Here is an 11,690-nt window from a genome sequence, read left to right on the forward strand (position 1 = left end):
GGCAACGAACCGTTCGAAGAGCGTGTCGTCCCGCGGCACCAGGCGCTTGGCGATCAAGCCGCGCGTCATTTTCCAGAGGATGACGGCGAAAGCCGTGGCGGCAAACAGGACGAGCAGGACGCGGGCCCCCGCCGACATTCCCGTGGCGCCATTCTGATTGGCGGCCCAGGCGCGAGCCCAGTCGCTCGGTATGCGCGTCGCGGACGGGATCGAGGCGTTGCCATAGTCGAACCCTTCGACGAAATGGTTGGCAACCTCCTCCAGCCGCGTTTCGGCAACCGCAACGCGCGTTTCYGCAGGCGCGGGCTTGACAGGTGTGGCCGCTGCCGCCGGTGCAGTTGCGACGGCCTCGCCGGGGCCAGCCATGCGGAGAATGACCTTGCGCCCCCCCGCCTCCAGCGTCGTGATGGTCTTGCGCAGCGCGTCGGGCGCCTCGTCCCCGCGCAGGATCAGGGTCACGCTGTTGTCACCGGACGCCTGGGCGAACGCTGCGGATCCCGATCCGATGAGCAGAAAGGCAAGGAGGACCAGCGCCGCCGGGAGGGCATGACCGCGCGAAGACGCAAAGAAAGCTCGCATCAAAACCGGTTCCCCCTTGTCTGCTCTCCTATGACTTGGACGGGAATACATCCATTTGGCAAGCATTCCGCGCTGGCATCGTTACAGGCTCTCAGCGCCGTTTCAGCCACATGCCCAAGCGCGAGACCGCGTCCTCGCATTCAGCCAGCGAACCGGCGAAGGAAAGTCGCACCGTGCGTGCGCCACGCCCCCCGTCGAAATCGAGGCCGGGGGTGATCGCGACATGAGCCTGTTCGAGCACATCGCGGCAGAAGGCCATGGAATCGTTCGAATATCGTCCGATGTCGAGATAGATGTAGAAGGCCCCGTCGACAGGCAGGAAATCGCCCAGGCCGATTTCAGGCAAAGCCTTCAGCAAATAGGCGCGGTTGGCGGCATAGCCGGCCTTGATTGCCTCGCACTCGGCAGTCGCATCGAAGGCCGCCTCACCCGCCACCTGGCTGAGATACGGCACCGAGATCGAGAAATTCTGCTGCAACCGCTCGATCGTGCGCACCATGCGCTGCGGCACCACGAGCCAACCGACGCGCCAGCCCGTCATGCAGTAATATTTCGAGAACGAATTGACGATGATCGCGTCCTGATCGGCGCTCAGCGCCGTCGTCGCGGGCGTCTCATAGGTCAAGCCGTGATAGATTTCGTCGGAAATGTACCACAACCCAAGCCGGCGGCATTCAGCGGCGACGGCAGCGATCGCGTCTGGTGCCATCACCACGCCGGTCGGATTGGCGGGGCTCATGGTCAGGACGCCCGCGAGCGGGCGCTCGGCGTGACCTTTCGCAATCAGGTCCGGGGTCAGCGCGTAGCGGGTCTCCGGGCCAACCTCGATCGCGACCGGTTCCAGCCCCAACGCGGTCAGGATGTTGCGATAGGCCGGATAGCCCGGCGCCGTGATCGCGACGCGTGCGCCCGGCTGGAAACAGGCGAGGAATGCGAGAATGAAGCCACCCGACGAACCGGTGGTCACGATGACACGATCGGCCGGAATGCTGACGCCATAGGCGTCCTGATAGTGGCGCGCGATACGCGCCCTGAGAGAGTCGGTGCCGAGCGCCTGCGTATAGCCGATGCGACCATGCTCGAGCGCGCGCGCCGCTGCAGCGCGGATGCTGGCCGGTGTCGGCGCGGAAGGCTGCCCGACCTCCATATGCACGACCGAACCACCGGCCCGCTCGATCGCTGCGGCCTGGTTCATCACGTCCATGACGATGAAGGGTGCGACCTCGGCCGCACGAGCGGAGAGCGCGGGCGGCGTCGCTAGGCGGTGAACATCGGTTGTCATGCAGATCTCGCGTCGGGAACCGGCGGAGCCCCGCCCGCCACTTGAAGCAGTGCCCTAGAGCATCAGGAGGGAGCGTGGGAAGCCGTTTGTGGCACAGACGACGACCGGGGGCCTCCTTCGAGAGGCCGGCTTGCGCCTGCCCCGTCTCCAACTCGGCGACAGGAGGTGACCGACCATCGCATTCGCAATGGTGTTGAGCGACGCTGCGCACAGGTCAGGTCATGCTCCCGCCGCAACCGCTGGCAAAGCTGTGAATTGACGCTGCCCGCGCGAGAGCGGAGAAGGGGCGCAAGATGACCGGTTCAACGCTTGCCGTGGCCAAGGGCCGGCGAGCCCGAAAGGATGACGACATGGCTCTGTTCACCCTGCTCCGCCCGGCCTTCGCCGGAATCAGGCGCGCGGGTCTGGTCTTGGGCGGGCTCGGCCTCGCCGTAACCCTGGCCGCCGCTCCGGTTCAGGCGCAGGGACAGCCCCTGTCACCCGAACAGCGCAAGGCCGTCACCGATCTCATTCGCGAGACGCTGCTGAAGAACCCTGAACTGATCCAGGAAGCGCTCGTCGAACTCGAGCGCCGCAATCAGGTCGCTCAGGCCGAGGCACAGCGCAGCGCCGTCGCCAGCGAAAAGGCGAACCTCGTCGATCCCGCGACATCGATCATCGCCGCCAATCCGCAGGGTGATGTCACCCTGATCGAGTTCATGGATTACAATTGCGGCTTCTGCAAAAGGGCGCTCGACGATGTCCGCACCCTCGCCAAGGACGACCCGAAGCTGCGCGTCGTGATCAAGGATTTCCCGATCCTCGGCCCCGATTCGGTCGAGGCGAGCCGTGTCGCCATCGCCGTGAAGAACCAGCTGCAGGGCCAGAAGTACTGGGATTTCCACAACAAGCTGATGGCGACCAAGGGCCGGATCAACGGCGCCAAGGCGCTGGAGATCGCCAAGGACGCCGGCGCCGATGTCGAGCGCGCCCGCAAGGACATGGACGCGCCTGCAACCCGCGCCGCGATCGAGTCCACGGTCGCACTCGGCGATCGGCTCGGCCTGACCGGCACTCCGGCCTTCATCATCGGTGACGAAGTTGTCTTCGGCGCCGTTGGCGCCGCGGCGCTGAAGGAGAAGATCGAAGCCGTCCGCAAATGCGGCAAGGCCACCTGCAGCGGCTGATGAAACCGGCCGGCCTGTGGTGGCTCTCATCGCAGGCCGGCGTCACAGGCTTCCCCTGTCCCGCCGTTCCGGTTAAGACGACGCCGACGCCGCAGCTTCGCGGCTTGAGGAATCAACGCGAGCCATGGTCGCCGTCCACGTCCTGAACGGACCCAATCTGAATCTGCTCGGCACCCGCGAGCCCGGAACCTACGGTTCGGTGACGCTCGCCGGCGTCGAGGAACGCCTTAAGGCGAGGGCCGCCGCTGCCGGGGTCGAGCTGACCTTCAGCCAGACCAATTTCGAAGGTGAGCTCGTCACCCGCGTGCAGCAGGCAGGGCTGGCGGGAGCCGGCATCATCATCAATGCCGGCGCCTACACCCACACCTCCGTCGCGCTGCGCGATGCGATCAAGGGCACCGAGGCCCTCGCCATCGAGGTCCATGTCTCCAACGTGCACGCCCGCGAGGAATTCCGGCACCATTCCTACATGGCACCGGTCTGCGTTGGCGTGATCTGCGGCTTCGGCGTCGCCAGCTACGACCTTGCTTTCGACGCGATCGTGCCGCTTCTCCAGAAGCGCGCGGAAAAGACGGCGGCCTGAACGGGCCGGCTCAATCCAGCAGGGTGGCGCCTCGCGGCTGCCCATCCTCTCAACCAAGACGACGAAGACGGTGAAACCCGCCATGGCGACCAAGAGCCCGATCGATCCCGAACTGGTGCGCGAACTCGCGCAGCTCCTCAACGAGACCGACCTGTCCGAGATCGAGGTCGAGAAGGGTGATCTGCGCGTCCGTGTGGCCCGCACCATCTCCGCAACCGTGCAGGTGCCCGTCGCCTCGCATGCCCCGGCCATGGCCCATGCACCGGTCGCGACCGCGCCGGTCGAGGTCAAGTCGGCAGCCGCCCACCCCGGCACCGTGCCCTCCCCGATGGTCGGCACCGCCTATCGCCGCCCCTCGCCTGAAGCGAAGCCCTTCGTCGAGATCGGCCAGGAGGTAAAGGCGGGTGAGCGGGTCCTTCTCGTCGAGGCGATGAAGACCTTCAACGACATCGTCGCGCCGCGCGCCGGCAAGGTCACGGCGATCATGGTCGAGGACGGGCAGCCGGTCGAATACGGCGAGCCGCTTCTGGTGATCGAGTGAGCGGGGCAGCGGGCGCGGACGAGCCGAAGATGTTCGACAAGATCCTGATCGCCAACCGCGGAGAGATCGCGCTGCGCGTCCTGCGCGCGGCCAAGGAGCTCGGCATTGCGACCGTCGCGGTCCATTCGACCGCGGATGCCAATGCCATGCATGTGCGCCTCGCCGACGAGAGCGTCTGCATCGGCCCCCCGAGCGCCCGCGAGAGCTATCTCAACATTCCGGCCCTGATCGCGGCCTRCGAGATCACAGGCGCCGATGCGGTCCATCCCGGCTACGGCTTCCTGTCGGAGAACGCCCGCTTCGCCGAGATTCTCGAGCGGCACAACATCGCCTTCATCGGTCCCAAGGCCGAGCATATCCGGGTGATGGGCGACAAGATCGAAGCCAAGCGTACGGCCAAGCGCCTCGGCATTCCCTGCGTCCCCGGCTCGGAGGGCGGCGTCAGCGAGGATGCGGAAGCCCTGCGCATCGCGCGCGATATCGGCTTTCCCGTGATCATCAAGGCCGCGGCCGGCGGCGGTGGGCGCGGCATGAAGGTGGCGCGCAGCGAGGATGATCTCGTCGTGGCGCTCCAGACGGCGCGAACCGAGGCCAAAGCCGCCTTTGGCGATGACGCTGTCTATATCGAGAAATATCTCGAGAAGCCGCGCCACATCGAAATCCAGATCCTTGGCGACGGCCGCGGCCATGCCATCCATCTCGGCGAGCGCGACTGCTCGCTGCAGCGCCGCCACCAGAAGGTCTGGGAAGAAGGCCCCTCGCCCGCGCTCAATGCCGGCGAGCGAGACCGGATCGGCTCGATCTGCGCCAAGGCGATGGCCGATCTCGGCTATCTCGGCGCCGGCACGATCGAGTTCCTCTACGAGGATGGCGAGTTCTATTTCATCGAAATGAACACCCGCATCCAGGTCGAGCATCCGGTCACCGAGATGATCACCGGGATTGATCTGGTGAACGAGCAGATCCGCATCGCCGCCGGGGCGCCGCTCTCGCTCAAGCAGAGCGACATCATCATCGAGGGCCACGCCATCGAGTGTCGCGTCAATGCCGAGCATCCGGCGAATTTCCGCCCCTCCCCGGGCAAGATCGCCTCGTTCCATACGCCGGGCGGGCTTGGCGTCCGCGTCGATTCTGCGGCCTATCAGGGCTACTCGATCCCGCCCCATTACGACTCTCTGGTCGGCAAGCTGATTGTCCATGGTCGCAACCGGGCGGAATGCCTGATGCGGCTGCGCCGCTCGCTCGACGAGTTCGTCGTCGACGGTGTCGACACGACCCTGCCGCTGTTCCGCACGCTCGTGCGCAATCCCGACATCCTGAACGGCGACTACAATATCCACTGGCTCGAAAAGTTCCTGGCCGCGGGCGGCATGGGGCCCGAGGGACAATAGCGCCGGTCACGGCCTGTCATGCCCGCCCGATGGCGGGCATCGACATCCTGCGATGTCTCGGTCGCCAGCCCCGCCACAGTGACAGGGACGGTCGCGATGGGAGCGGCCATGACGAAAGAGCGCAGCTTTCGCGTTTGACTTGGCGCCGCGCTCACGCTCCCATCTGCACATGAAGGCTCGTTCAGCGCCAGTACGCTCGCCCGTGATCACGCCGGAGATCCTGCTGCGCGCTTATGCAGCCGGCATCTTCCCGATGGCGGAGAGCGCCGACGATCCAAACCTGTTCTGGGTCGAGCCCGAGGTCAGGGGCGTGATCCCGCTCGCGAACTTCCATCTGCCTTCACGCCTTGCCCGTAAGCTCCGCGCCGATCCCTTCGAGATCCGGGTCGACACCGCCTTCGAACAGGTCATCGCGGCCTGCGCCGAAGCGCGCCCGGACCGGCCCGATACCTGGATCAATACGCGGATCAGGGAGCTGTTTGGCGCACTTCACGAACTCGGGCACGCGCACAGCGTCGAATGCTGGCGCGATGGAAAGCTGGTTGGCGGGCTCTACGGCCTGTCCCTTGGCGCAGCCTTCTTCGGCGAAAGCATGTTTCATCGGGCGACTGACGCCTCGAAGGTCGCGCTCGTCCATCTGGTGGCCCGGCTGAAGCGCGGCGGTTACCGCCTGCTCGATRCYCAGTTCCAGACCACGCACCTTGCCCAGTTCGGCACACAGGAAGTGCCACGCGAGGCCTATCGCATGCTGCTCGAAGCCGCGATCGCCCATGACGCGGAATGGTGGAGCTGGCCAAAAGGCCAGGACATCGCCGGTCGCGAGGCCCTGACTGAGCTGATCTGAGTTCAGCCCTTGATCACGCTGCGTTTGAACGAAATTGTCCAAATACAGCGTGATCAACTCTTATAGTTTAGAGCCTGCTTTATGCGAAAAACCGTTGCCACTTTTTCGCAGCATGCTCTTGCCCCTGCCTCAGTTATTGCCGGCGGGATCACGTCCAGGAACAGGATTGGTCGGGAAGAAGCGCTGGCTCGGCGCCTGACGCGGCTCAACCGGCACACCACGCGGCGGAGCCACATCCATGCGCTGCCCGGGGGGAAGCTGGGTGCCAGGAGGCAGTTGGGTGCCCGGCGGCAGTTGGTTGACGTCGCGTGGCGGCGTGCGCGGCCTGCGCTCTTCCGGTGGCGGCGGCGCTTCCGGATCCTTGGGATCGACCACGAGCTCGGTACCGCCCTTGCAGTCGGTGAGCCAGACATCATAGATCGCGTGTTCGACGCCATGCAGACCAGGGCTCGCGGCATACATCCAGCCCGTGAAGATGCGCCGGTACTCGTTCGAGAAGGTCACCTCGTCCACCTCGACGAAGGAGGTGGTCTGCGGGTTCTCCGTCGGCGGGCGGGTCCAGCAAACGCGCGGCGTCAGTTGCAGCGCACCGAACTGAACGGTCTCGTCAATCGCCACCTCGAAGGAGATGATCCGACCGGTGATCTTGTCGAGACCCGCAAAAACCGCCGTCGGATTGCGGATGCGGTCGGCCTTCGCAGGCTGGGCGGCCATCAGGGCCGCGAGAGCTGGAGCGGCCAGGGCCGCGACCTTCGACAATCTGCTGACGGACCGCATCTTCTGCTACGAATCTCCCCTCCCGCCAGAAGACGGGGGCTGCGGCTTAACACGGCAATCGCAGCGGAAAAAGGGCAGCGGGGCCACAGTGACGCCTGCGGCGGCACCGCATCATTGGCTCTTGCGCGCCCGGAAGCGGGCGACCTTGTCGCGGTTGCCGCAGGTGCTCATCGTGCACCAGCGCCGCGTGTTGTTTCGCCCTCGATCGTAGAACACCATCACGCAGTCATGGTTGGCGCAGTGCTTGAGCCGAGCCGGCTCGTGGTCGCAGACGAAGCGGGCGAAATCCAGCGAGATCCTCGACGCCGCTCCGACGCCCCGATCGGCCACGGAGATTAGCGCGTAGCCCTCGTCACCCCTTTGCAACCGATAACGCTCGGTCGCCGGCACGAGCAGGCGGTTGATCGCATCGATAGACCCTTCCGGCAGCGGCTTGCCCTGCCGCAACAGGTCAAAGGTCGGGCGAAGGGTTTCCCGCAAGCTCTTGAGCTCACACCCGGTTTCAGGCGTCTCCGCCTCCCCCAGCCCAGCCGCGGCAAGCCACACCGCCATGGAGTGCGGCTCGCCGAGCAGATCCCGCGGTCCAGTCTCGGTCAGCGGCGTGGTGTTGAGCAGATCGAGCCAGGGCCGGCCGCCCATGAAGGGAAAGCCATCCCGGAAATCATCATTGGTCGGGCTCGCAGACATGGGCCGCTCCGGTTGGCGCAGGTGAGTGCCGTTTGTAACCTCTAATTTAGTCATTGACAGGTTACGCGTCAAATGACACCGTTGAACGACAGATTGACAGGTTACGGACTCGAAATGCGAACTCTCGTCAGTTCTGCCGCGCTCGCCACGTTTCTCATGTTCGGAGCCCCACTCATGTCCACCGCACAGCCCATTGCGCCCGTCCTCTCCCCGTCGGTCGCGGTCCGCTACGGCACCGCCACGATACAGGGCCTCGACATTTTCTATCGGGAGGCCGGACCTCGGGATGCTCCCGCCATCCTGCTGTTGCACGGCTTTCCGTCTTCATCGCATATGTTCCGCGACCTGCTGCCGCTGCTCGCCAAGGGCTACCGCGTCGTTGCGCCTGACTATCCCGGCTTCGGTCACAGCTCGGCGCCCGCGCCGAGCGAATTCGCCTACTCCTTCGACAGGCTGGCTGAGGTGATCGAGGGCTTCACGGAGCAGGTCGGCCTCACCCGCTATGCGCTCTATATCCAGGACTACGGCGGCCCGATCGGCTTTCGCCTCGCGCTCAAACATCCCGAGCGCATTCGCGCGCTGATCGTTCAGAATGCCGTCGCCAATGAAGGCGCCTGGAGCGCGGAGGCCCGCCGTGACATGGAGCCGTTCTGGCAAAACTGGACGCCCGAGACCGAAAAGCCCTTCCGCAATCTGCTCGGTGCCGACGGCACGAAGTTCCAGTACACGCATGGCGCGACCAGATTGGAGCGGCTCTCGCCGGATGCCTGGCGCCATGATCAGGCCGGGCTGGACCGCCCAGGCAATCAGGACATCCAGTTGCGGCTCCTCCACAACTATCAGAGCAATTTTGCCGCCTACCCGGCCTGGCAGGCCTATCTCGCCCGACACCAGCCTCCCGCGCTGATTGTCTGGGGCAAGAACGATCCGTTCTTCATGCTGGCGGGCGTCGACTATCTGAAGGAGCAGTTGCCGGCCGCAGAGGTGCATCTGTTCGATGCCGGCCATTTCGCGCTCGAGACCCATTCCGGCGAGATCGCGGAACGCGTCGATGCCTTCATGCAGCGATTGCCGAAGGCCGACTGACGCGAAACGGGCACTCCGTTGAATCGAAAGGGGCCGCCGGCGTTCATTAGGCCATGGCCGTTCCCGTCCAATTCTGCTGGTGCGGCTTCTGCCAGTCGCGCGGCTGATAGCTCTCCTCGGAGGGAGCGATATCGACGGTGTGATGCAACCAGCCATTCCAGCCAGCCGGAATGGTCGAAGCTTCGGCCAGGCCGTTATAGACCACCCAGCGCCGCTGTAGGCCCAGCGCCTTGTCCTTCACCCCACCCTTGGTGCGGTAATAGGTATTGCCGAATTCGTCCTGGCCGACCTTCTCGCCGAAGCGCCAGGTGTGGAAGCGCGTGCCAATGGTCTGGCCGTTCCACCAGGTAAAGATCTGCAGCAGCGTTTGCTTCATGGCTCTCGTCCGCCGTGGTCCGCGTCGCGCGACTTATGGCGAGAGCATCCCGCCCTGTCCAGCCCGCAGGAAGATTCACGGCAGATTCGTCGGGAGCGCGCGTTTCCGGAATGCAGGCCGCCATGATTCGGCCACCTTGCGAACACGCCCCAGGCACGGTTCGAAACGCGAAGATCTCCTGTCTCCAGACACTTGGCGCAGGCTGTGTAGATGGCGCTTGCGATGGTCAGGCGCGGCTGGCCCATTCACCTATGGTCAACTATGACTGCCGCGAATTTTATGCTTTCCGCCGCCGCGGGATCGTCCACCCTTCGCTCAAGCGCACCGATTCCGCCCGTGATTCCGGGTGCTTAGCTGGCAGCTTGAAACTTATCCCCAGAACACACAGATACACACAAGATGTCGTGTCCACAGGGTTTGCGGCGCACTAATCCTTGACGGACCACCCCAGTCGGGACTAGTTTTTGTCAGTCGCGTGACGGCTGGCGGAGACGCCTTCGACACCCGCGAGAGAGTTCCCGGACGGGTCGAGGTGATCACCGCGTGGCATGCCATCCCTGGCAGCGGCGAACGGTGGCGTGCGGTCTGTCTGGTGGCGTCCGGAGTGCCGACGGCGGGAAACACCGCCGCGGAATCCAGGGGCATCAAACCGAGTTGGGCTGACATCAGGAGCCGGTGATCAACCGGCCGCGCGGGGCATTTTCGCCCGCGGCATGCATTGGGGACCAAGATCATGCGCATCGAGCGCMGCTACACCACCACCGGACAGTCGCCCTACGCCGCGATTCCCTTCCGTTCGGCTGTCAGCGAGATCCGCAACCCTGACGGCTCGATCGTCTTCCGCCTCGAAGGCATCGAGGTTCCCGACGCCTGGTCCCAGGTGGCGAGCGATGTGCTCGCGCAGAAGTACTTCCGCAAGGCGGGCGTGCCCGCAGCGCTGAAGCGCGTCGAGGAGAACGAGGTTCCCTCCTTCCTCTGGCGCTCGGTTCCCGACGAGGCCAAGCTTGCCGAACTCCCCGAGAGCGAGCGCTACGTCTCCGAGATTTCCTCCAAGCAGGTCTTTGACCGCCTCGCCGGCTGCTGGACCTATTGGGGCTGGAAGGGCGGCTATTTCTCCTCGGAAGAGGATGCCGCCGCCTTCCATGACGAGCTGCGCTTCATGCTCGCCACCCAGCGCGTCGCGCCGAACTCGCCGCAATGGTTCAATACCGGCCTGCACTGGGCCTATGGCATCGATGGCCCCGGCCAGGGCCATTTCTACGTCGACTTCAAGACCGGCAAGCTGGTGAAGTCGAAGTCGAGCTACGAGCATCCGCAGCCGCATGCCTGCTTCATCCAGGGCGTGGCCGACGATCTCGTCAACGAAGGCGGCATCATGGACCTCTGGGTGCGCGAGGCGCGCCTGTTCAAATACGGCTCCGGCACCGGCTCGAACTTCTCGATGCTGCGCGGCGAAGGCGAGAAGCTCGCCGGCGGTGGCCGTTCCTCCGGGCTGATGTCCTTCCTCAAGATCGGCGATCGCGCCGCCGGGGCCATCAAGTCGGGCGGAACGACGCGCCGTGCCGCCAAGATGGTCGTGGTCGATGTCGACCACCCCGATATCGAGACCTATATCGACTGGAAGGTCCGCGAGGAGCAGAAGGTCGCTGCGCTCGTCACCGGCTCGAAGATCGTCCAGAAGCACATGAAGGCCGTGATGAAGGCCTGCGTGAACTGCGAAGGCGACGGCGATTCCTGCTTCGACCCCGAGAAGAACCCGGCCCTGAAGCGCGAGGTCAAGCTCGCCCGCAAGGCGATGGTGCCGGACAACTATATCAAGCGCGTCATCCAGTTCGCCCGCCAGGGCTATACCGACATCCAGTTCGACATCTACGACACCGACTGGGATTCGGAAGCCTATCTGACTGTCTCCGGCCAGAACTCGAACAACTCGGTCTCGCTGACCGACGACTTCCTGCGCGCAGTGGAAGCGGATGCGGACTGGAACCTCACCGCCCGCACCACCGGCAAGGTCCTGAAGACGCTGAAGGCCCGCGATCTCTGGGAGAAGATCGGCTATGCCGCCTGGGCGAGCGCCGATCCCGGCCTGCACTTCAACACCACGATGAACGACTGGCACACCTGCCCGGCCTCGGGACGCATCCGCGCCTCGAACCCGTGCTCGGAGTACATGTTCCTCGACGATACCGCCTGCAACCTGGCCTCCGCCAACCTGCTGCAGTTCTACGACCGCGAGACCAAGAGCTTCGACGTCGCCGCCTATGAGCATCTCTGCCGGCTCTGGACCGTCGTACTCGAGATCTCGGTGACGATGGCGCAGTTCCCGAGCCGCGAGATCGCCGAGCTGTCCTATGAGTTCCGCACACTCGGCCTGGGTT

At 64.9% G+C, this 11,690-nt stretch carries 11 protein-coding genes and 1 pseudogene; 7 read left to right on the plus strand and 5 right to left on the minus strand.

Features of this window, described 5'->3' with window-relative positions; all coding sequences use genetic code 11:
- Together AC1D34_RS29360 and AC1D34_RS29365 are read right to left on the minus strand one after the other, a co-directional pair.
- Positions 1 to 579, minus strand: a 579-nt coding sequence (locus tag AC1D34_RS29360; RefSeq protein ID WP_476826112.1) for a hypothetical protein, incomplete at its 3' end; no start/stop codon positions are given.
- Positions 580 to 670: 91 nt separating this feature from the next.
- A complete protein-coding gene (locus AC1D34_RS29365) occupies positions 671 to 1,861 on the minus strand; it encodes an aminotransferase class I/II-fold pyridoxal phosphate-dependent enzyme (protein ID WP_441505387.1) in 1,191 nt (396 codons plus the stop codon).
- Positions 1,862 to 2,154: 293 nt separating this feature from the next.
- Here AC1D34_RS29365 and AC1D34_RS29370 point away from each other — a divergent pair, with 293 nt between their 5' ends.
- From AC1D34_RS29370 to aat, 5 genes are all read left to right on the plus strand, one after another.
- A complete protein-coding gene (locus tag AC1D34_RS29370; RefSeq protein ID WP_441505386.1) occupies positions 2,155 to 3,027 on the plus strand; it encodes a DsbA family protein in 873 nt (290 codons plus the stop codon).
- Positions 3,028 to 3,151: 124 nt separating this feature from the next.
- Entirely contained in the window at positions 3,152 to 3,610 is a 459-nt protein-coding gene (aroQ, locus tag AC1D34_RS29375; protein WP_113512750.1) for a type II 3-dehydroquinate dehydratase, read from the plus strand.
- A gap of 82 nt (positions 3,611 to 3,692) precedes the next feature.
- Complete coding sequence (gene accB, locus AC1D34_RS29380) at positions 3,693 to 4,151, plus strand: acetyl-CoA carboxylase biotin carboxyl carrier protein (protein ID WP_441489988.1); 459 nt, start codon at positions 3,693 to 3,695, stop codon at positions 4,149 to 4,151.
- Between the two features lie 29 nt (positions 4,152 to 4,180).
- Positions 4,181 to 5,542: an acetyl-CoA carboxylase biotin carboxylase subunit gene (accC, locus tag AC1D34_RS29385; protein WP_476826113.1), complete on the plus strand. Its 1,362-nt coding sequence runs from the start codon at positions 4,181 to 4,183 to the stop codon at positions 5,540 to 5,542.
- A gap of 169 nt (positions 5,543 to 5,711) precedes the next feature.
- Positions 5,712 to 6,386: a leucyl/phenylalanyl-tRNA--protein transferase gene (gene aat, locus AC1D34_RS29390; RefSeq protein WP_476826114.1), complete on the plus strand. Its 675-nt coding sequence runs from the start codon at positions 5,712 to 5,714 to the stop codon at positions 6,384 to 6,386.
- A gap of 129 nt (positions 6,387 to 6,515) precedes the next feature.
- Here the strand turns inward: aat and AC1D34_RS29395 are convergent, their stop codons facing one another.
- The gene (locus AC1D34_RS29395; RefSeq protein ID WP_441505596.1) at positions 6,516 to 7,100 is read right to left on the minus strand and encodes a DUF2155 domain-containing protein; all 585 of its coding nucleotides are present in this window, start codon (positions 7,098 to 7,100) and stop codon (positions 6,516 to 6,518) included.
- A 174-nt stretch (positions 7,101 to 7,274) separates the two neighbouring features.
- Positions 7,275 to 7,850 carry a CGNR zinc finger domain-containing protein gene (locus AC1D34_RS29400; protein ID WP_441505384.1) on the minus strand — a complete coding sequence of 192 codons (576 nt, stop codon included), beginning with the start codon at positions 7,848 to 7,850 and terminating at the stop codon, positions 7,275 to 7,277.
- 174 nt (positions 7,851 to 8,024) lie between these two features.
- Between AC1D34_RS29400 and AC1D34_RS29405 the strand changes: the two genes are divergently transcribed.
- Complete coding sequence (locus tag AC1D34_RS29405) at positions 8,025 to 8,936, plus strand: alpha/beta fold hydrolase (protein ID WP_441505383.1); 912 nt, start codon at positions 8,025 to 8,027, stop codon at positions 8,934 to 8,936.
- A gap of 49 nt (positions 8,937 to 8,985) precedes the next feature.
- On the opposite strand, the pseudogene AC1D34_RS29410 reads toward AC1D34_RS29405, so the two are convergent.
- A pseudogene (locus AC1D34_RS29410) lies at positions 8,986 to 9,312 on the minus strand (NADH:ubiquinone oxidoreductase subunit NDUFA12); the annotation flags it as partial.
- Between the two features lie 733 nt (positions 9,313 to 10,045).
- Between AC1D34_RS29410 and AC1D34_RS29415 the strand changes: the two are divergent.
- The coding region (locus tag AC1D34_RS29415) for a vitamin B12-dependent ribonucleotide reductase (RefSeq protein WP_476826115.1) at positions 10,046 to 11,690 on the plus strand (1,645 nt) is incomplete at its 3' end.

It is taken from the genome of Allobosea sp. P1_A7, from assembly GCF_056406775.1.